This is a genomic window from Methylosinus sp. RM1 (assembly GCF_011378635.1).
Taxonomy (GTDB): Bacteria; Pseudomonadota; Alphaproteobacteria; order Rhizobiales; family Beijerinckiaceae; genus Methylosinus; species Methylosinus sporium.
This window is the reverse complement of the sequence record NZ_WOVC01000017.1, coordinates 59,422-80,283: the sequence shown is the minus strand read 5'-3', so window position 1 is coordinate 80,283 and position 20,862 is coordinate 59,422. Positions and strand designations below refer to the sequence as shown.

Genomic DNA, 20,862 nt, shown 5'->3' with positions numbered 1-20,862 from the left:
GAGAATCGCCGGTGGCCGCCGCAAGCCGCTCGCTCGCTACGGCGCTATGAAAAGCGCGCGTCGCAAGCGGCTTGCTCCCGAGCTGCTACACCACCGGTGGGGGCACGACCTACATTCGGCTCAGCCATGAAGGCGATCTGAGTCGGGCTCCATGTCGATTGACGACAGGTGAGAGACACGAGAACCGTCCTGTCTGTCCGTCTGGAATGTCCGCTCATGGCGCCCATGGCCGTTCGGGACCGCGAACGAGGAACTTTGACCCATTGCGGTGTGCGCCAGGCAAGCTGGCAAAGAATAGGAGGTGGAAGTCCTTCACGGGGTAAGGCTAGCCAACCGCCCCGGCCCCGAGTGATGCGCGGCGTCTCGTGAGGGACGACGTGAAGCGTTCACAGGGGAGACCACGGGCCAAGTATTGAGCTGCGAAACGGGTCGAATTCCGAGGCGCCGATCTCATTCTGCTGAAGAGAAGGCAACATCTTTCCATGGCGAATTGGCTTGCATGGAAGGGGCCTCGCGCAGTCGTAGACCTTGAGCACGTGGAGACGTTCTTTGCACGGAACCTGGGAAGTCTCATTCGCGCCCGGCCAGGCAAGCCGGGCCGGTTCTTGGAGGCAGCAGCCGAACGATGAGCATGCACGCGAATGAGAATTCGGACGGGGTCATAGTACCTGGGAAGCGGTCGAACAATGAGGGCCTGCCCTCGGCGGAGACTGTGGAGGGAAGGACCTCGCCCAAGGGGAACGGCGATGAGACGACCGCGGTCCGGACACTGTGCCGGGACACTGCGTCGGACGGGCTCATCGCCGTGCGCCGAGCGGCGCGACAGAGCAAGAGTGTGCGGTTCACAGCGTTGCTGCATCACATCACCGCTGATCTTCTGGAGCAGAGCTACCATTCGCTTGAACGGAACTCAGCGCCAGGAATCGACGGCGTGACGTGGCGGACCTACGGAGAGAACCTCGAAGAGAGGCTGAGAGACCTGCACGCTCGGGTGCATCGGGGCAGTTACAGAGCGCGGCCAGCTAGACGAACTTACATTCCGAAGGCGGATGGCTCCAAACGGCCCTTGAGCATTCTGTGCTTGGAGGACAAAATCGTCCAGCACGCGGTCGCGTCGGTCCTCGAAGCGATCTACGAGGAGGATTTTCTTGGGTTCTCCTATGGATTCCGACCGGAGCGAGGCCAGCACGACGCGCTGGACGCGCTTCACGTCGGCATCCTCAGGAAGCGCGTGAACTGGGTGATCGATGCGGATATCCGGGCCTTTTTCGATGCCATGGCCCATTCTTGGATTATCCGTTTCCTCGAGCACCGCATCGCGGACAAGCGCATCCTGCGCCTCATTGTAAAGTGGCTCAAGATCGGCACTGTCGAAGATGGACGCAGAACTCGTGGTGTGTGTGGTGCTCCGCAGGGGGCGGTGATCTCACCAATCTTGGCGAATATCTACCTGCACTACGTGTTCGATCAATGGGTCCATCGCTGGCGTCGCACCAAGGCGTCTGGCGATGTGATCGTCGTGCGCTATGCGGACGACACCATTATCGGCTTTCAATATGAGCACGAGGCGCGGGCGTTCCTTGACGAGCTCAAGGAAAGAATGCGCGAGTTCGAATTGGCGTTGCATCCAGACAAAACCCGGCTGATCCGCTTTGGCCGTTACGCGGCCAGACAACGTGCAAAGCTCGGAGAGGGGAAGCCCGAAACTTTCGACTTCCTCGGCTTCACCCACTTCTGCACGCGATCGCGCAAATGGGGCTCCTTCGTCATCGGACGCAAAACGATCAAGAAGCGCATGAGAGCCAAGCTGTTGGCCATCAAGATAGAGTTGCGCAAGAAAATGCGCGACCCCATCGCAAAAACCGGCGGTTGGATGAAACAGATGTTGCAAGGGCATCTGAACTACTTCGCGGTCTCGGGCAACGACCCGAGCCTCTGGTGGTTCTTCAACAAGGCGAAGCGCCTTTGGCTTGCGTCGTTGAGACGGCGCAGCCAGACCGCGCGACTCTCGTGGGAGAAGTTCATCCGGCTCATCGACCGCTTCTTTCCGCCAATCAGAAGGCTACACCCATTGCCATGTCACCGTTTCGACGCCAAAACCCAAGGGAGGAGCCCGGTGCGTTAGCAGCGCACGCCGGGATCTGTGCGGGGGGCGGGGAGAAATCCTCGTCCCTACCGCGACCATTCGTCCAGGAGGGCAGAGCTTCAAAGCGCACAACAAACTCTACACCGGCACGGCGACGGGAGGTGTCATTTTGAACTTCCCCCCGGTGGCGGCCACCGGAACATGAGAAGTTCTGGTCGCTTAGGAACTACCTCATGCGTCCTTCGCAGTCCCACTTTTTCGCAAACCTTTATAGAAGCATAGTTGTTACGCCGGATCGTAGCGAAAACACTCCTCCCAGCATCTTTAGCAACCATCATCACCGCGGAGGCTGCCTCGGACGCCAGCCCTTGGCTTTGGTACAGATAGTGGACCACGTACCCAAGCTCAAGGCTTTCATCAGTCCCGATGAAAAAGCCGCAAAGCCCCACGACCTCGCGATTATCCAGTTCCATTGCAAGCATGCAGAAACAGTATCTGGCTTCGTCCTCGATGCGACGTTGAAGCCATCGCTCGGTATCCTCGAGCCCGTGCTGCCGCCATGAGACATCTTTCGTTGTTATTGGGCAGGAAAGAATGCGGAATACCGCGGACAGATCACACCGACGAAGAGGTCGCAAAAAGAGTCGAGGCGTTGTGATTGGGGCAAAGATGAGTGTCATTGTCGTGCAGCGGACGTTTCAATCTGCCTGTAGGGACCTAAATTTCAAAATCATATGTTATAGCGCAGCGGATCGTGTGTTTCGAAAATACCCGCTCATGCGCGAGCTCACCGTCGGACCTTTCTCATCACAACGGAATGGCGCCGCTCGCAATTCTTCCAAGGGTGCTGAGCATCAGCGAGCACTCGACCTCCATGACAAGACTTTCGAGACCTCGAGCTTCGATGCCCGCAGGTATCGGAAAGCGTTCCTGAGCGATAATGGACCCGTGATCGTAATCGCCATCCACCAGATGAATCGTTGCGCCTGTCTCTTGCGCGCCGGATGTGAGCACGGCTTCATGCACCTTGCGGCCATACATTCCGCTTCCTCCGAAGGCGGGCAGGAGCGCAGGGTGCGTGTTCAGGATGCGGTTTTCGAATGCTCGAAGCGTCATAGGTCCGAGCTTCCGCAGGTACCCTGAGAGGATGACGAGGTTCGTGCCGGAGGCAAGCAACGCCTCGCACAGTAGCAGGTCTGCGCCAGCTGGGTCGCGGACTGTCGGTATTACACATGTCGGAACCCCGGCTTCTCGGGCAAATGAGATAGCTTGGGCTGAATCCTTGTTGCTCACGACCAGGACGGCTTGCGCGTCGAGTCGACCGAGAGTGATGTCTTGAATGACCGCGCGCATGGCGGTGCCATTGTTCGATGCCAGAAAGCCTAGACGTAGCATCAGGTAATTTCAGCATGGTCCTCTGAGGGACGCAAGTCTCGAAGCGTGTCGGGGAATGACCGCTCCTGGCGCGGGTTCCCCCTTTCCCGATGGCGAAGGAGGAACTGTCACCCGAACCGGTCGCTCGCTAAGGCACCGTCTCCGGTCATTTCGTCGCCAAAGAAAGAGCCGATCTCGGGGAAAGGCGATTGAATACAAAACCTATATATAGTATAGATTTATCGGGAGATTGCCATGATAGCGCTTCTTGTAAGGCTCGTTCCTTTCGTATTTTTTCCGTTCGAATGTTTCGCGGCAGCGGCAACAGCGAGCGCGCTCAGGGTTGGCGAGCCTGTGGAAGGGACGCTCGCGTTCGGAACGGCGCAGAGCTACGCGCTGGCGCTCCACGCGGGCGATTACGTTGAGGCGACGCTCGAAGAACACGGCTCCTCCGGCCAAATCTTGGTTCTCGCGCCGAATGGCTCACGTTCGAGAAAATTCAATATGGACGGCGCGAAGCGCAAATTCGCCTTCGTCGCCGACGCCGATGGACCCCATACCATTCAATTGAGAACAGAAGTCAATTCTGGTCGCGCAGGTGAAAAAGCCGGAACCTTCGGTTTACGAATAGACCGGGTCTTGCCGCTTTCTGAACGGATGAGGCTCGGGACAGGCCGAACACCCTACGCCGTTCCAGAAATCGCAGCGCTTCAGCGCGAGCTTCCTTCGCCGGGCGCGACTGAACGATTCTGGCGACATGTTGCGGAGGTTGGAACGCCTCTCGTCACGCCGATCGCCGACGACGAAGCCCATCAGTTGGCGACATTCTTGTGGCGTGGCGATTCGACCACGCAAAACGTCGTGGTTATCGGCCCATCCGATCGGCCGATAACCGATTATCTGATGGATCACATTCCCGACACGGACGTGTGGCGTCTGACGCTGAAACTTCCCGCTGGCGCACGCTTCGCTTACACGCTTTCCATCAACGATCCTCTGGTTCTCGAAGGGCCGCGCGCCGCCGAGCGCGCGGCCACCCAGCAGGCGGACCCGCTCAATCCGAAGAAGAGCTGGAACTATGCGCCTGGGGCGGGGATTCATGAATATTCGAGCATGGCGGAACTGCCGGGGGCGCCTTCGCAGCCCTGGATTTTGAAGAGGCCCGGAGTCCCCGAAGGGAAGGTCGAGCACATGCCCTTCAAGAGCGATTTGCTCGGGAACGAACGCAAGATCACGGTCTATACGCCAGCCGGCTATCAGAAAGGCGGGGGGCCTTTCGATCTTCTCGTCCTTTTCGACGAAAACGCCTACATCGACCGTGTTCCGACTCCCACGATCCTCGATAATCTCATTGCGTCCGGGTCGATTCGGCCGATGGTCGCTGTCCTGATCGCCAATCCGAACCAGGAAACACGGGTGAAGGAACTGGCGCCGAATCCGACCTTCGCTGACTTTCTCGCGAATGAGTTGATCCCCTGGGTCCATACCCGTTACCGCGTCACTGCCGAGCCGAGCCGGACCGTCGTCGCCGGGTCGAGCTTCGGCGGCATAGCCGCGACTTATGCCGCGCTTCGCCATCCGGAAATTTTCGGCAACGTCCTTTGCCAATCAGGTTCGTTCTGGTGGGCTCCGGACCATAGATATGGCGGAGACCCTCTCACCGAGACGAATTGGCTGGCCAAGCAATTCATCGCGAGCTCCAAGCTGCCTATTCGGTTCTACATGGACGCCGGACTGTTCGAAGTCGATTTTTCGGGGAGCGGCGGCGGCATCCTCGAGCCGTCTCGGCAGATGCGCGACGTTCTCCTCGCGAAGGGCTATGAAGTTCATTACAAGGAATTCGCGAGTGGTCATGACTATCTGAATTGGCGAGGAACCCTCGCCGACGGATTGATGATGCTGACTGGCGTGACACAGAGCGCGAAACGATGAGGCTCCGACATGGAGGTTTTTCTTAGGTTCATCGCGATCGTCCCACGCCGTCCAAAAGATCGGCCAACAAGGGGCTCGTGAGCGATTCTCGCGCAAGTCGGAGAGGTAATGATGCATGTCTTGGCGCCGATCGGAATAGCGATGATTTTCATCCTCGCCATAGTGCTGAATAAAAATATTCGTGATGAACCTGGAGCAACTATTACGGACTTCGTCCGTCGAATTACACTTCGTAAAGCGCTTCGTATCGTCGCTGTCGTAATTTTGACATTCGCATTCATATATACTCTTCCTATTGATCTGGCTATATTATATGCTTTAGATCTCATGGTTTATTTTGAGGCGTTCGCAGCCGTATCCTTGCTTGCTGCGCAAGGCCGTGCACAATCAATCTGGTATCTAACACACAAGATATATGAATATTTGCAGCGCGCTGTGACTGGGCTCCGCGTGATTTCTGTGCAGAAAGGCGCTTCATTTTATCGGTATGGGAACCGCGCAAGACGCTGGAAACGCTTCATCACTGTTTCGATGAAATCGGACGAAGATCCAGACCCAGGCTGCGCGGATTTGCTGCCGATCTGAACCGGAACGAAGCCGAGCCTATATCGTATCGCTACGACGAATCTCGCGCGAAAGTCTGCATATGGCGCATAGCCGAATTCAAACTGACCCACCCCAACATTCGGCGGCGCACGTCTGACTCATTGGATCATATTTTCCAGTTGCTTTGACTGACTCATTGGAGTAGCATCCTTCATGGCTCGAACGGCTCCGATCAGCGTCGTCGAAACGCCGGAGTTTCTGTCGGCGACCCGCAAGCTCATGAGTGACGAGGAACGGGCGCTTCTCGTGGATTATCTCGCCTACAATCCGACGGCTGGCGATCTGATCCCCGGAACGGGCGGCGTGCGGAAGCTGCGCTGGGGATTGGAAGGCCGCGGCAAGCGAGGCGGGGCGCGGGTGATCTATTTCCACCGCGACGCCGGCATGCCGCTCTTCGCGCTGACCGCCTTCGCCAAGAATGAGCGGGCCGATTTGAGCCAGCAGGACCGCAATGACTTCCGGCAGCTTACGACGCTGCTGATCGAGGCATTCAAGAGGAGAACGCCATGAGCAAGGTTGCCGACAGCATCCGGCGCGGGCTCGAGGAAGCGGTGACCTATGTCGAGGGCAGGGCGGACGAGAGCGCCTATCGCGTCCATGTGCCGGAGAAGATCGACGTAAAGGCGATCCGCACACGCCTGGACATGACGCAGGAAGAGTTCGCGGGCCGGTTCGGGTTCAGCGTCAACACGCTGCGTCATTGGGAACAAGGCTCGCGACAGCCGGAAGGACCGACCAGAGCCTATCTTCTGGTGATCGAGCGCGCGCCCAAGGCCGTCCAGAAGGCTTTGCGGGCCGTGTGATGCGTGTAGAGTGTTTTGGACGCCTACGCCAGAATCGCCGTTCGCGAGTATTTTTGCGCCACCGTACGACGAAGGGATTTTCGGTCTTCTCATCCTCGACTTGCCGCTGCTTCATGCCCGTTTGATTTCGGAAAGAAAGCGAGCGACGGCATGGCGGATGACACGGAATCCGAGCCGGGCGACCTCATACCGGCCAACGACAATCGAGGCCCGGACGGTAAACGGGGTGAACCGAACCGGGAGACACGGCGACAGTTGGATCAGGTGGCGCTCACCATCGCGCGGCTGATCGGACGCCTGCGCAAGCTCGGCGAGGATGTGACGCAGACATTGGAAACGACGCCGCGTCAGTGGAAAGTGATCGAGACCGTGCGGGAGAAGTTCTCCTGCCGCGACTGTGAGAAGATCACGCAGCCGCCGGCGCCGTTCCATGTCGTTCCGCGCGGCTGGGCGGGGCCGAGCCTTTTGGCGATGATCGCTTTCGAGAAGTTCGGCCAGCATCAGCCGCTGAACCGTCAGGCGGATCGTTATGCGCTCGAAGGCGCGCCGATCGCTTTGTCGACCATGGCCGATGCGATCGGCTCCATTTGCGCGGCGCTCGAGCCTCTGCGGCTTCTCATAGAAGAGCATGTTCTTTCCGCCGAGCGCCTGCATGGCGACGATACGATCGTGCCCGTGCTCGCGAAGGGCAAAACCGACACCGGCCGCTGCTGGGTCTATGTGCGCGACGACGCGCCCTTCGGCGGCGCCGGACCGCCCGCTGCGATTTTCTATTACTCGCGTGATCGCAAAGGCGAACATCCGCAGACCCATTTGGCGAACTACTCCGGCATTCTGCAAGCGGACGCCTATGACGGCTACAACAAGCTGTATGCAGCGGAGCGCAAGCCTGGCCCGATCCTCGAGGCGGCGTGTTGGGCGCACGCGCGGCGCCCGTTCTTCGTCATGGCCGACATCGATGCGAACGCCCGTCGCAAGGCGGCGGGGAAAAAGGAGATTCCTTTGTCGCCGATCGCGATAGAGATCGTGCGCCGCATCGATGCGCTGTTCGAGATCGAGAGGTCGATCAACGGCAAGAGCGCGCAAGAACGCCTCGCCGTTCGCCGAGCGTCGAGCCGACCTCTCGTCGACGCGCTCGAGAGCTATATGCGCGAACAGGTCGCCAAGCTCTCGCGTGGACATGATCTTGCCAAAGCGATGCAATATATGCTGAAGCGATGGCCGGCCTTCACGCTGTTCCTCGACGACGGGCGCGTTTGCGTCTCGAACAATGCAGCCGAGCGTGGACTGCGGGGAATTGCTCTGGGACGAAAATCATGGCTGTTCTGCGGGTCTGACCGTGGAGGCGAGCGCGCCGCCGCTATGTATGGGCTCATCGTCACAGCGAAGATGAACGGCGTCGATCCGCAGGCCTGGCTCGCCGACGTCCTCGCGCGCATCGCCGCGCATCCGGCGCATCGGCTCGATGAATTGCTGCCGTGGAACTGGCGCCAGAAGGATAAAGCTGCGCCGGCGCTGGCGGCCTGACCATGCACGTCAACAAGGTCTCTCACGTCACGACCATCGATCGTATCGCTGCGCAGCTCGGCGAAAGCGTCGACTTCCTCCATGACGTCGCCAATGAAATGGAGCCCGAGGATGGCGTGATCTGGGTCTATGGCCTCGGCGACCTCGAGATCCTGGCCTTCACCGACTTCGGCATCGAAAACCTCGTCGAGCTCATCAAAATCCACAAAGAGATGAAGTCGCCTCAAGAGCGCTGACGCGACGGTCCTGCGGCCCACGGCGAATGCTTACTTGTGATTGGAGCATGGCGGGGTTGCAGTGATCGAGAAATGGGCGTCGCCACGAATTTGTTAACCTGAGTTCGGAGCTCTGATTCATTCTCAGGCTATATTGATTATTCCTATCGTTATAGTATATTTTTGTCGACTGAAGAGGGGCCGGCGCAGTGATGCCGCCGGTCCGACGCTGGCCTTTCGACGGCGCGAGCTGCGCGCCTATGTCTGAAAGCAATTTACGCGGAGCGCGGCTGAATGAGTTCCGATATCACCGAGGCTGCGCCCCCTTCCCCCATCGAGGCCGCGAGGCGCCTCCTGGCGCGTCGAAATGCGAGATGGATCGTCGCCGCCCTCCTCGGCGCGGCAACGCTCGCCGCCTGGCGTTTCTACCCGAGCGACGCGCCGTCGCCGCCGGGAGCCGGCGGGAAAGGGCCGACGATCGCCGTCGCCGCCGCCGAGGTGACGAGCGGCGATTTCCCGGTCGTGTTCTCGGGCCTCGGCACAGTGACCGCCGCAGCGACCTCGATCGTGAAGCCGCAGGTCTCCGGGCCGCTGACGCAGGTGAGCTATGTCGAAGGACAGATGGTCAAGGCCGGCGACCGCCTCGCCCGGATCGATCCGCGTCCCTTCGAGCTCGCCGTCGCCCAGGCGGAAGCCCAGCTCCAGAAGGACGAATCGCTGCTGCAAAACGCCGAACGCGACCTCGCCCGCTACGAATCCCTGCGGACGAGGCTCAAAGACAGCGTCTCGGGACAGCAGCTCGACACGCAGCGTTCGCTCATCGGCCAATATCGCGCCACAGTCGAATTGGATCGCGCCCTCGTCGGACAGGCGAAATTGAATTTGAGCTACACGCATATCGCTGCGCCGATCGACGGCCGCATCGGCCTGCGGCTCGTCGATCCCGGCAATATCGTGCAGACCAATGACGCGAGCGGCATCGCCGTTGTGACGCGGCTGACGCCGATCACGGTGATATTCACTCTGCCGGAAGTGAAGCTGCAGAGCGTGCTCCGGCGCTTCCGATCCGGAGAGAAGCTCTTCGTCGCGGCCTTCAATCACGAACATTCCGGCGAGCTCGCGCGCGGCGTTCTCTATGCGATCGACAATCAGATCGACGCCTCCTCCGGCACGGTGAAGCTGCGCGCCGAATTCGCCAACGACGACGAGACGCTCTATCCCAATCAATTCGTCAACGCCGAGCTGACAGTGGAGACGCTGAAGAGTGTCGTTCTCGTCCCGGCCGCTGCGATCCAACGCGGAGCCAGAGGGCCCTTTGTCTATCTGTTCGACGGCGAGGACAAGGTCGCCGTCCGGCCGGTTCGGCTCGGACCCGGCGATAGCGAGCGCGCGGTGATCGAGGAAGGCCTCCGGCCCGGCCAGCGCGTCGTGGTGGAAGGCGTCGACCGATTGCGCGACGGCGCCAGGGTCATCGTCGCGCGAGGTCCGGGAAGCGAGAAAAATGGGGCGCCCGCCGATGGACGCCGTCCGCAAGAAAAAGCCGTCGCGCGATGAGCGCTGTCGACATTTCGCGTCCCTTCATCGAGCGGCCGGTCGCCACGACATTGCTGATGGCGGCGATTTTTCTCGCGGGGGCCATCGGCTTCCGCCTGCTGCCCGTGTCGGCGCTGCCGCAGATCGACTATCCGACGATCGAGGTGCGCACCTTCTACCCCGGAGCCAGCCCGGAGGTGATGGCGGCGACGATCACCGCCCCGCTCGAACGCCAACTCGGGCAGATGCCGGGACTGACGCAGATCGCCTCCGCCAGCTCCGGCGGCGCGTCGATCATCACCTTGCAGTTCAGCTTGAAGCTCACGCTCGACTTCGCAGAGCAGCAGGTGCAGGCGGCGATCAACGCCGCTTTGAGCTTCCTGCCGAACGACCTGCCGGCGCCGCCGATCTACGCCAAGATCAATCCCGCGGACGCGCCGGTGCTCACGCTCGCGCTGCGCTCGAAGACGCTCGCCCTGACGCAGGTTCAGGATCTCGCCGACAGTCGCGTCGCGCAGAAGATATCGCAGCTCTCGGGCGTCGGGCTCGTCAGCGTCGCAGGCGGCAACCGACCTGCGGTGGTGGTGCGCGCCAATCCGGCGAAACTCGCGGCGCATTCTCTCTCGCTCGAAGATCTGCGCGCCGTCATCTCGAACGCCAACGTCAATCTTCCCAAGGGCAATATCGACGGGCGGGCGCAGCAATTCGCCATCGACGCCAACGACCAGATCCGCGACGCCAAGGACTACGAGGGCCTCGTCGTCGCCTCCCGCCCCGGCGGCCCGGTAAGGCTCCGCGACGTCGCGGAAGTGGCCGACGGCTCGGAAAATAGCGAGCTCGGCGCCTGGACCGATCTCGAGCCGGCGATCATCGTGAATGTGCAGCGCCAGCCCGGCGCCAATGTCATCGCCGTCGTCGATCAGATCAAGGCGCTGCTGCCGGCGCTCGCCGCTTCGCTGCCGGCCTCAATGGATGTGACCGTGCTCACGGATCGCACGACGGCGATCCGCGCCTCGATCCACGACGTCGAGATGGAGCTCATCTTTTCCGTCGGCCTCGTCGTGGCGGTGATCTTTTTGTTCCTGCGCAGCCCGCGCGCGACGCTCATTCCGAGCGTGGCCGTGCCCCTCTCGCTCATAGGCGCGCTTGCGGCGATCTATCTGCTCGGATATAGCCTCAACAATCTCACGCTGATGGCGCTCACCATCGCCACCGGCTTCGTCGTCGACGACGCCATCGTGATGATCGAGAACATCTCCCGCTACATCGAGCGCGGCGACACGCCGCTTCAGGCTGCGCTGACCGGCGCCCGCGAGATCGGCTTCACTATCGTGTCTTTGACGATTTCGCTCATCGCCGTGCTCATTCCGCTGCTGTTCATGGGCGATGTGGTCGGACGGCTGTTCCGCGAATTCGCCGTGACGCTCGCCGTCACCATCGTCATCTCGGCCGTCGTCTCGTTGACCCTCGCCCCGATGCTCAGCGCCAAGCTGCTGCGCCGGCAGGACGCTCATACGCATGAGAAGCACTCGCAACAGGACGAAGGAACGAACGACTGGTTCCACCGGCTGATCGACGCCTATGGCGAGACGCTGCGCATCGTCCTCGCGCATCCGCGCGAGACGCTGGCGAGCTTCGTCGCGACGCTGGCGCTGACCGGCGCGCTCTACGCCGCCATCGGCAAGGGCTTCTTCCCCGTACAGGACACGGGGCTCGTGCAGGGTTTCTTCGAAGGAGGACAATCGCTGAACTACGAGGCGATGACGAAAAAGCAGCTGGATCTCGTCGAGCTGCTTCTCGCCGATCCGGCCGTGGAGAGCGTATCTTCATTTCTCGGCGTCGACGGCGTCAATCGCACGCTCGACAGCGGACGGCTGCTCATCAAGCTGAAACCGAAGTCGCAGCGCGCCGAGCCGATCTCCGTGGTGACGCGCCGGTTGCAGGATGCCGCGCGGGCGCGCGCCACGGGGGCGTTGTTCCTGCAGCCCTCGCAAGATCTCTCGATCGATGCCGGCGTCTCACGCGGCGAGTATCATTTCGCTCTGCAGGACGCCAATCCCGCCGAACTCGCGGACTATTCGCGCCGTCTCGTCGACAAATTGTCGGCGCTGCCGCAATTTCGCGACGTGTCGAGCAGCGCACAGGACGGCGGCCGCGCCCTCTTCGTCGAAATCGACAGAGACGCCGCGGCGCGCTACGGCATTTCCGTTTCGACGATCGACAATATCCTCTACGACGCCTTCGGTCAGAGGATAGTTTCGACGCTGTTCACGCAGACCAACCAATATCGCGTCATTCTGGAAATCGCCAAGCGCGGCGGGTCCGGCGTCGAGACGCTCGGCGGCCTGCGCATTCCCGCGAACGGCGGCAAGGAGACGCCGCTCGCCTCGATCGTGAAAATCAGCGAGATCGCCGCGCCGCTCTCGATCGACCATCTCGCGCAATTTCCCGCGACGACCATCTCCTTCAATCTCGCGGCCGGCCATTCGCTCGGCTCCGCGATGGAGGCGCTCGTCGCAGCGCAGGTCGAGCTGCGGACGCCGGCGAGCGTGATCACGGTGTTTCAGGGCGCGACGCAGGCGTTCAACGCCTCGTCGGTCAGCACGCTGCTGCTGATCCTCGCGGCGATCGTCACGGTCTATATCGTCCTCGGCGTGCTCTACGAGAGCTACATTCATCCGGTGACGATTCTCTCCACCTTGCCATCGGCGGCCATCGGCGCGCTGATCGCCCTGATGCTCGCCGGCGAGGATTTTGGCGTCATCGGAGTCATCGGCGTCATTCTGCTCATAGGCATCGTCAAGAAGAACGCCATCATGATGATCGACTTCGCCTTGCAGGCGGAGCGCGACGACGGTCTCGCGCCGCGCGAGGCGATCTATCGGGCCTGCATCTTACGGTTTCGGCCGATTCTGATGACGACGCTCGCCGCCATGCTCGGCGCCCTGCCACTGATGCTGGGATCCGGGGAAGGCGCGGAGCTACGCCAGCCGCTCGGCGCGTCGATCATCGGCGGGCTGATCTTCAGCCAGATTCTCACGCTCTACACGACGCCGGTGATCTATCTCGCCTTCGACGGCTGGGCGAAATCCTTGCATCGTCGGACGGCGTCGCTGGCGCGAGCGCGCGAGGCGACATGAGCGTCGCCGCGAAAGCGATCTCCCGGCCCGTCGCGACGAGTCTCTTGATGTTGGGCGCGGTGCTCGCCGGCCTGTCCGCTCTCGTTCTGCTGCCCAAGGCGACGGTCCCGAGTATCGACTTTCCGGTGATCTCGATTTCCGCCACGATGCCGGGCGGCAGTCCGGAAACGATGGCTGCCTCCGTGGCGACGCCGCTCGAGCGGCGTCTCGGACAGATCGCCGGCGTCACCGAAATGACTTCGTCGAGTTCGCTCGGCTCGACGCGCATCTCGCTGCAATTCGACCTCGACCGCAATATCGACGGCGCCCAGCGCGACATACAGGCGGCGATCGCCGCCGCACGCGCGGACTTGCCGGCCGCATTGCGCAACAATCCGACGTTTCGGACCTCCAATCCCTCCGAAGTGCCTGTGGCGATCATCGCGCTCTTCTCGCAGCGGCTGAGTTCGGGCCAATTGTTCGAGATCGCGGCCAATGTGCTGCAGCAGAAATTCGCGCAGCTCGAGGGAGTGGGGCAGGTGAGCGTCGGCGGCTCCGCACTTCCAGCCGTCCGCGTCGAGCTCGATGCGCCCTCTTTGTTCGAGCACGGGGTTTCGCTCGAGGATGTGCGCGCCGCGCTCGCCGCCGCCAATTTCAACGGCCCCAAGGGCGCGATCGACGAGGGCGACAGGCGTCTGACGCTCTACGCCAACGACCAATCCCGCAGAGCCGCCGACTATCAGGGGCTCGTCGTCGCCTATCGCGACGGCGCGGCGGTGAAGCTGCGCGACGTCGCCGAAATCGTCGACTCGGTGGAGGATTTACGCAATTACGGGATGAGTAACGGCCGCACCGCGGTGCAAGTGCAGATTTTCCGTCAGCCCGGCGCCAATTTCATCGATGTCGTCGACCGGGTGAAGGCGCTGATGACGCCGCTCGGGGCGGCGTTGCCCGCCGATGTGGAGATGCGTCTCGTGCAGGACCGCACGCTGACGATCCGCAGCTCGCTGAACGAGATCGGGCTGACGCTGCTCATCACCATCCTGCTCTCCGTGTTCATCGTCTATCTGTCGCTGAAGAGCGTTCGGGCGACGATCGCGCCGAGCGTCTGCGTGCCGGTTTCGCTGATCGGAGCCGTCGGCGCGATGTATCTGCTCGGCTACAGTCTGAACAATCTCTCGCTGATGGCGCTCACCATCGCCACCGGATTCATCGTCGACGACGCTATTGTCGTCGTGGAGAATGTGATCCGCCGCATCGAATCGGGCGAGCCGCCGCGCTCGGCCGCGCTGAACGGCGCCAACGAAGTCGCGCCGACTATCGTCTCCATGAGCCTCTCGCTCCTCGCCGTGTTCCTGCCGATTCTGTTCATGGGCGGAATCGTCGGCCGGCTGATGCGCGAATTCGCCATGACTTTGTCGGTGGCGATTCTCGTCTCGCTCGTCCTCTCCCTCACCGCGACGCCGATGTTGTGCTCGTGCGTGCTGCGCGAACGGTGCGGGCCGCGTGGCTTTTTTCTGGCGCGCTGGAGCGAGCGCGGCTTTGCGGCGCTGCAACGCGCCTATGTGCGCAATCTGGACATCGCCTTGCGCTGGCCGCGCGTCACTCTCGGCGTTCTGCTCGCCACCATCGCGCTCAACTTTTATCTTTTCGATCTTGTGCCGAAGGGCTTCTTCCCGATCCAGGATTCGGGGCGCATGCGCGGCGCCATCGTCGCCGACCAGAGCGTGTCCTTTCCGGTGATGAAGGAGAAGCTCGAGAAGTTCGTGACGATCATCGAGGCGGATCCCGACGTCGCCTCGGCGACGGGTACGATCGGAGGCGGGTTCGGCCCCGGCGGCGCGATCAATGTGGCCGATTTGCTGGTTACTCTGAAGCCGCTCGGCGAGCGCAAAGCCACGGCGAACGAGATCATGGCGAGGCTGCGCCCGAAATTCGCTCGCGTGAGCGGGGCGAACCTCTTCCTGCAATCGGTGCAGGACATACGCATGGGCGGACGCACGAGCAACGCGCTGTTTCAATATACGCTGCTTTGCGATGATCTCGACGCGCTACGCCGCTATGCGCCGCGCATCGTCGAGGAGCTGCGGCGCGGCGGAACGCTGCTCGACGTCAGCTCAGACCAGCAGGACAAAGGGTTGCGCCGCGAGGTGGTCATCGATCGTGCGAAAGCGGCGCGTCTCGACGTGACCACGAGCGCGATCGACAATACGCTGTACGACGCCTTTGGACAGAGGCAAGTATCGACGATCTACGAGCCGCTGAACCAGTATCATGTGGTGATGGAGGCGGCGCCGCGATTTCGAGAGACGCTCGAATCGCTCGACGAGCTCTATATCGGAGGGCGCGTCGGCGCGGCGACGCGCGCCTTTTCGCCACGCGATCCGACGAGCCTCTCGAACGCCATAAATGTCGTGGCGTCGCCGATGGTTCCGTTCTCGTCATTCGCTCGATTCGGCGACGACGTAACGCCTTTGCAGGTGAATCACCATGGCCATTTCGCGGCGATCACGATCTCCTTCAATCTCGGCGAAGGCAAGTCGCTTCGCGACGCTGAGGACGCGATCAGGGACGCCATGACGAAGGTCGGCGCGCCGGCGACGCTGCAGGGCGTCTTCGCCGGCACGGCAACGGGCTATCGGGACGCGCTCGCCAATCAGCCGCTGATGATCGCCGCCGCGCTGGCCGCGGTCTATATCGTCCTCGGCGTGCTCTATGAGAGCTTCCTGCATCCGCTCACCATCATCTCGACGCTGCCCTCGGCCGGCGTCGGAGCCTTTCTCGCGCTGCTCGGTTGCGGCGCGGAGCTCAGCATCATCGCGATGATCGGCGTGTTGCTGCTCATCGGCATCGTGAAGAAGAACGCCATCATCCTCGTCGATTTCGCGCTCGACGCCGAGCGCCGGCTCGGAATGAGCTCCGACGAAGCGATCCGCGCCGCCTGCGTCACGCGCTTCCGCCCCATTCTCATCACGACGCTCGTCGCTCTGTTCGGGGCGCTGCCGCTCGCGCTCGGCTCTGGAGAGGGCGCCGAGATGCGCCGTCCGCTCGGCGTCGCCATCGTCGGCGGCCTGCTGGTCAGCCAGATATTGACGCTCTATACGACGCCAGTGGTGTTTCTCTACATCGATCGGTTGAGATTTGGCCTCGGGTCTCTGAGGGACGCGACGCGAGGTGGAGGCGGCGGCGCACGTCCCTGAGAGCGATTCGATTCCGCCGCACGGTGTGAGCAGCCAAAGAATTTTTGCGACTCGTCGATGCTCCCGCTCGCGGAGGAGAGGCTCAATCTCGCGGCGATCTCGACATCGTCGCCGAACGCGCGGCTTGCCAAATTCAAAGAAAGAACTAGACTACTAATGTAATAAATTGGTGGCATGCGATGCGCCGCGGAGAAGCGCCGATCGGGCGCCCTCGGCGGTGAATCGGAAACGTCTTTCCGTTTGGACAATGCGACTTTCTCACAAATCTATTGCCCGACCCGTGGCGACGACGCTTTTGACCATCGGCTGCATGCTGGCGGGAGCGAGCGCGTTCTTCTACTTGTCGATCGCGCCATTTCCTCAGGTCGATTATCCGACGATCTACGTCACGGCGATGATGCCGGGCGCAGGGCCGGAAACGATGGCGTCTTCTGTCGCAACCCCGCTCGAGCGTCATTTGGGCCGGATCGCCGACGTTCGTGAAATTTCCTCTTCGAGCATTTCCGGCATGTCGTCGATCTTTCTCGAATTCGGGCTCGCGCGCAGCGTCGACGGAGCGGCGCGCGACGTTCAGGCTGCGATCAATTCGGCGCGCGCCGAGCTGCCGGCTTCGTTGCGGAGCAACCCGACTTATACGAAAGCCAATCCGGGCGAAAACCCGATTTTCATCCTCGCATTGACCTCGTCGAAGCTGTCCCAGAGCGCGATCTACGACGCGGCGACCATCGTGTTGCAGCAAAAGCTCGCGCAGGTGGAAGGCGTCGGGCGCGTCCTGATCGTAGGCGCCTCGCTTCCAGGCGTTCGCATCGAGATCAACCCCGGTCTCATTGCGAAATCCGGAGTCGCGCTCGAGGAGGTTCGCGCGGCAGTCGCCGCCACCAACGTCAGCCTCCCCAAGGGCGCGCTCGAGGTGCAGGACGGCCGGCTGCAGATCTACGCGAACGACCAAATTTTCAAGGCCGAGGATTACCGCGACATTGTCGTCGCCACCCGCAACGGCAAGCCGGTTCGTCTCTCCGACGTCGCCGGGGTCGCCGACTCGGTCGAAGACCTACGCACCATGGGCCTATGCAACGGCGCGCCCGCGGTTCAGGTCATTCTCTATCGTCAGCCAGGCGCCAATATGGTCGAAACTGTCGATCGTGTTCGGGCGCTCATGCCGGCTCTCTCCCATGCGCTGCCGGGCGATCTGAAGATCGACGTCGTTCAGGACAGAACGCTCACAATTCGCAATTCGCTCCATGAGCTCGAGCTCGCGCTGCTGATCGCCATCGTCCTCGTCGTCCTCATTGTCTTCGTGTTTCTTCGCGATGTGCGGGTGACGCTGATCTCCACCATCACGATTCCGGCGACACTGTCGACGACCTTCGCGTTCATGTACGCTTTCGGCTATTCGATCAACAATTTGTCCTTGATGGCGCTCACCATAGCGACCGGAGTGATCGTCGACGACGCTATCGTCGTCGTCGAATGCGCAATGCGCCGCATCGACGCCGGGACGCGTCCGCTCGACGCTGCGATAGAGAGCATCCGCGAGGCGGCCTTCACAATCGTCGCAATGAGTCTCTCGCTCGTCGCGGTCTTCCTGCCCGTATCCTTCCTGGACGGCGTTATCGGACGTATGCTGCGCGAATTCGCGATCGTTTTGACGGTCGCAATCGCCGTATCGATGGTTCTGTCCCTCACGACGACACCCATGTTGTGCGGCCGGCTCCTACGCCTTCGAGCGCGCGACGCGCGACCGAGCGAACATCTTTGGGGCGCTTCGACCCGAGCCTACGCCCGTTCGCTTTCGGCGATGATCGAGCGTCCAATTTTGGCAGTCGCGGCGATGAGCGCCGTCGTCGTGCTGAATTTCTATCTCTTTTCGCTCGTCCCAAAGAGCCTGTTTCCGTTCCAGGACACGGGACGCGTGCGCGGCACGATCATCGCCGACCAGAGCGCCTCCTTCGGCATGATGACGGGGAAGCTCGAACAGACGATCGGCATTCTGCAGAACGATCCCGACGTCTTCGCGGCGACCGGAACGATCGGGGGAAACCTCAATGGACCGACATCCAACAATCGCGCCGACCTCCTCGTCTGGCTGAAGCCGCGAGCCGTGCGAAGCGCTTCGGCCGACGAGGTGATCGCGCGATTGCGCGCGCCTCTGCGGCAGGTGAGCGGAGCCTCCATCGCGCTTCGATCCGTTCAGGATCTCGCTTTCACCGTCGCTTCGGGAACGGGCAATTATATGTTCATATTGAAGTCTGACGATCTGGCCACGCTACGCCTTTGGGCGCCGAGAGTGACGGAGGCCCTAGCGGCCGGCGGCCGCCTGCTCGATGTCGTTTCCGATCAGCAGGACAAGAGCCTTCAGACCCGATTCGAGCTCGACCGCGCCGCCGCCGCGCGCCTCGATCTCACGACCGCCAACATCGACAACGAACTCTATGACGCCTTCGGCCAACGTCATGTGTCAACGCTCTATAGGACGCGTAATCAATATCATGTGGTCATGGAGCTGGCCCCGCAATTCGCCGCGCAGCACCGATCGCTCGAGGAATTCTATTTCATCCCCAGCCCTGTGCCCGGCCTGCAGAACCGAGGCAGGTCGCCGGTCGTCGATGCGCCGGCACATGCGGCGCCGCTCGCGCAGCTCGGACGCCTTACTCCGGCCCTCGCGCCGATCGCGGTCAATCATTGGGGCGGGTCGGCGTCGGTGGGGATTTCATTCAGTCTGGCTCCGAACGAATCTCTGGCCGGCGCTGCGGCCTTCATCCGGGAGACGTTGGCGCAAATCGGCGCTCCGCCGTCGATTCACGGCGAACTCGTCACGCCGATGGGCCCCTTCGAAGGCTTATTCGGAAGTTATGGATTTCTCGTCCTCGGCGCGGTCGCCGCCGTATACATCATACTCGGCGTCCTCTACGAGAGCTTCGCCCATCCGATCACGATCTTGTCGACTCTTCCGTCTGCTGGCGTCGGCGCGGCGGCCGCGCTGTTGTCGACGAAGACGGATCTGTCGCTTTTCGCCATGATCGGCCTGCTCATGCTAACCGGCGTGGCAATGAAGAACGCGATCATGATGATCGATGTCGCGCTCGTGGCGCAGCGGTCAACGGGACTCGATGCGGCGGTGGCGATCCAGCGCGCGTGCATCGAACGGCTTCGGCCGATCGTGATGACGACGGCCATCGCTTTTTTCAGCGCTCTGCCGCTGGCCATTGGCAGTGGAGAGGGCGCCGAAATTCGTCGGCCCCTCGGAATATCGGTCGCTGGCGGCGTCCTTTCGAGCCTGTTGCTCACTATGTATACGACCCCGGTCGTCTTTGTGCTCATCGACCGGTTGACGAGAGATCGTCGGCGAACGCCGAACGCCCGTGCGTGAGCAAGGGCCGCCGAGCGCTGCAGGCGATCCGGCCTCCCACGCTCTCACGCCTTCGCTCTCTCCTAGTCACGCCGTCGAAAAAGGACCCCGCGAAAAGTGCTTGTCGGCGCTTCGACTTCTGTATATATCTATTTAACTAGTATATTAGTGAATAAATGGAGCCCGAGCCATGCGCAAGATCGTCTCCGCGTCTTTCGTTCTCGCGGCGAGTGTCGTCACTTTCGCGGCCATGGCGCAACAGCGCCCCGACTTCAGCAAGGTCGAGATCAAGACCACGCAGCTCGCCGAGAATTTCCATGTGCTGGAAGGGCAGGGCGGCGCGATCAGCGTGCTCAGTGGCCCGGAGGGCGTTCTGCTCGTCGATTCCCAATTCGCGCCGCTGACCGACAAGATCGTCGAGGCGATCAAGAAGATCACCGACAAGCCGATCCGCTTCCTCGTCAACACCCATGTGCATGGCGACCATGTCGGCGGCAATGAGAATCTCGCCAAGCTCGGCGCGCTGATTCTCGCCCGCGACCAGCTGCGCGCGCGCTTGCAAAATCCGAATCCGGCCGCTGACGGAACGCCGGGCAAGCCCGCCGCGGCCCAAGCTCTGCCGGTCGTGACCTATGACAATCAGGTCACCATTCATCTAAACGGCGAGCATGTGCGCTTGATCCCGATCCGCAGCGCTCATACCGATGGCGACACGCTCGTCTATTTCCCCGAGCACGATATTCTCGCCGTCGGCGATTATTTCCGCAGCACCGGCTATCCGGTCGTCGATCTCAACAATGGTGGCTCGCTCGCGGGCATCATCGACGGCCTCGGCGCCACGATCGGCCGAGCGGGCCCCAACACCAAGGTCGTGCCGGGCCATGGCGCGATTGTCGACCGCAGCGCGCTCATCGCTCAGCGCGATCTCATCGTCGCGGTGCGCGACAAGGTCGCGGCGCTCATCGACCAGGGCAAGACGCTCGAAGAGACGATCGCCGCCAAGCCGACCGCTGAATTCGACGCCAAAGTGCCGAATGCGGATCAGAGCTCGGAGCGCTTCGTCAAATGGCTCTACGCCGAGGTCAAGGCGGCCAAGACCAAGACCACCGCGCGCTGAC

General features: G+C 61.7%; 13 protein-coding genes and 1 pseudogene. 12 read left to right on the top strand and 2 right to left on the bottom strand.

The features are described 5' to 3' along the window. The first annotated feature begins 835 nt into the window (after positions 1-835). Positions 836-2,125 (top strand): group II intron reverse transcriptase/maturase, encoded by a 1,290-nt coding sequence (ltrA, locus tag FMZ75_RS13235; RefSeq protein WP_370464717.1) that lies wholly within the window; start codon positions 836-838, stop codon positions 2,123-2,125. Positions 2,126-2,250: 125 nt separating this feature from the next. On the opposite strand, the gene FMZ75_RS22165 is transcribed toward ltrA, so the two are convergent. After that, on the bottom strand, positions 2,251-2,766 hold the full coding sequence (locus tag FMZ75_RS22165; RefSeq protein WP_166143411.1) for a GNAT family N-acetyltransferase: 516 nt from the start codon (positions 2,764-2,766) through the stop codon (positions 2,251-2,253). A gap of 127 nt (positions 2,767-2,893) precedes the next feature. Further along, a complete protein-coding gene (locus tag FMZ75_RS13225; protein ID WP_166143409.1) occupies positions 2,894-3,481 on the bottom strand; it encodes a formyltransferase family protein in 588 nt (195 codons plus the stop codon). A 234-nt stretch (positions 3,482-3,715) separates the two neighbouring features. On the opposite strand from FMZ75_RS13225, the gene fes reads away from it, so the two are divergent. From fes to FMZ75_RS13170, 11 genes and pseudogenes are all read left to right on the top strand, one after another. Then, positions 3,716-5,392, top strand: a complete 1,677-nt coding sequence (gene fes, locus FMZ75_RS13220) for an enterochelin esterase (RefSeq protein WP_166143407.1) — start codon at positions 3,716-3,718, stop codon at positions 5,390-5,392. Between the two features lie 108 nt (positions 5,393-5,500). Beyond that, positions 5,501-5,977, top strand: a complete 477-nt coding sequence (locus FMZ75_RS13215; protein ID WP_166143405.1) for a hypothetical protein — start codon at positions 5,501-5,503, stop codon at positions 5,975-5,977. A 174-nt stretch (positions 5,978-6,151) separates the two neighbouring features. Next, entirely contained in the window at positions 6,152-6,508 is a 357-nt protein-coding gene (locus FMZ75_RS13210; RefSeq protein ID WP_246728955.1) for a type II toxin-antitoxin system RelE/ParE family toxin, read from the top strand. Next, positions 6,505-6,801 (top strand): DNA-binding transcriptional regulator, encoded by a 297-nt coding sequence (locus FMZ75_RS13205; protein WP_166143403.1) that lies wholly within the window; start codon positions 6,505-6,507, stop codon positions 6,799-6,801. Before FMZ75_RS13210 ends, FMZ75_RS13205 begins: the two co-directional genes overlap by 4 nt. Before the next feature lie 294 nt (positions 6,802-7,095). Continuing rightward, positions 7,096-8,328: pseudogene (locus FMZ75_RS13200) on the top strand (IS66 family transposase); the annotation flags it as partial. Positions 8,329-8,330: 2 nt separating this feature from the next. Further along, positions 8,331-8,564, top strand: coding sequence for a hypothetical protein (locus FMZ75_RS13195; RefSeq protein ID WP_166143401.1), 234 nt, complete (start codon positions 8,331-8,333; stop codon positions 8,562-8,564). 273 nt (positions 8,565-8,837) lie between these two features. Next, positions 8,838-10,097 (top strand): efflux RND transporter periplasmic adaptor subunit, encoded by a 1,260-nt coding sequence (locus tag FMZ75_RS13190; RefSeq protein ID WP_166143399.1) that lies wholly within the window; start codon positions 8,838-8,840, stop codon positions 10,095-10,097. Continuing rightward, positions 10,094-13,216 carry an efflux RND transporter permease subunit gene (locus tag FMZ75_RS13185; protein WP_166143397.1) on the top strand — a complete coding sequence of 1,041 codons (3,123 nt, stop codon included), beginning with the start codon at positions 10,094-10,096 and terminating at the stop codon, positions 13,214-13,216. The genes FMZ75_RS13190 and FMZ75_RS13185 overlap by 4 nt, the downstream gene beginning before the upstream one ends. Next, positions 13,213-16,395 carry an efflux RND transporter permease subunit gene (locus tag FMZ75_RS13180; protein WP_166143394.1) on the top strand — a complete coding sequence of 1,061 codons (3,183 nt, stop codon included), beginning with the start codon at positions 13,213-13,215 and terminating at the stop codon, positions 16,393-16,395. The genes FMZ75_RS13185 and FMZ75_RS13180 overlap by 4 nt, the downstream gene beginning before the upstream one ends. A gap of 247 nt (positions 16,396-16,642) precedes the next feature. After that, the gene (locus tag FMZ75_RS13175; RefSeq protein WP_166143392.1) at positions 16,643-19,765 is read left to right on the top strand and encodes an efflux RND transporter permease subunit; all 3,123 of its coding nucleotides are present in this window, start codon (positions 16,643-16,645) and stop codon (positions 19,763-19,765) included. 169 nt (positions 19,766-19,934) lie between these two features. Continuing rightward, positions 19,935-20,861, top strand: coding sequence for an MBL fold metallo-hydrolase (locus FMZ75_RS13170; RefSeq protein WP_166143390.1), 927 nt, complete (start codon positions 19,935-19,937; stop codon positions 20,859-20,861). Position 20,862 lies beyond the last annotated feature (1 nt).

Coding starts and splice junctions, on each gene's coding strand:
- FMZ75_RS13190 (WP_166143399.1), top strand. CDS start 8,838: ATGAGTTCCGATATCACCGAGGCTGCGCCCCCTTCCCCCATCGAGGCC.
- FMZ75_RS13205 (WP_166143403.1), top strand. CDS start 6,505: ATGAGCAAGGTTGCCGACAGCATCCGGCGCGGGCTCGAGGAAGCGGTG.
- FMZ75_RS13225 (WP_166143409.1), bottom strand. CDS start 3,481: ATGCTACGTCTAGGCTTTCTGGCATCGAACAATGGCACCGCCATGCGC.
- FMZ75_RS13195 (WP_166143401.1), top strand. CDS start 8,331: ATGCACGTCAACAAGGTCTCTCACGTCACGACCATCGATCGTATCGCT.
- FMZ75_RS13175 (WP_166143392.1), top strand. CDS start 16,643: ATGCGACTTTCTCACAAATCTATTGCCCGACCCGTGGCGACGACGCTT.
- FMZ75_RS13210 (WP_246728955.1), top strand. CDS start 6,152: ATGGCTCGAACGGCTCCGATCAGCGTCGTCGAAACGCCGGAGTTTCTG.
- FMZ75_RS22165 (WP_166143411.1), bottom strand. CDS start 2,766: ATGACACTCATCTTTGCCCCAATCACAACGCCTCGACTCTTTTTGCGA.
- FMZ75_RS13180 (WP_166143394.1), top strand. CDS start 13,213: ATGAGCGTCGCCGCGAAAGCGATCTCCCGGCCCGTCGCGACGAGTCTC.
- FMZ75_RS13215 (WP_166143405.1), top strand. CDS start 5,501: ATGATGCATGTCTTGGCGCCGATCGGAATAGCGATGATTTTCATCCTC.
- FMZ75_RS13170 (WP_166143390.1), top strand. CDS start 19,935: ATGCGCAAGATCGTCTCCGCGTCTTTCGTTCTCGCGGCGAGTGTCGTC.
- fes (WP_166143407.1), top strand. CDS start 3,716: ATGATAGCGCTTCTTGTAAGGCTCGTTCCTTTCGTATTTTTTCCGTTC.
- FMZ75_RS13185 (WP_166143397.1), top strand. CDS start 10,094: ATGAGCGCTGTCGACATTTCGCGTCCCTTCATCGAGCGGCCGGTCGCC.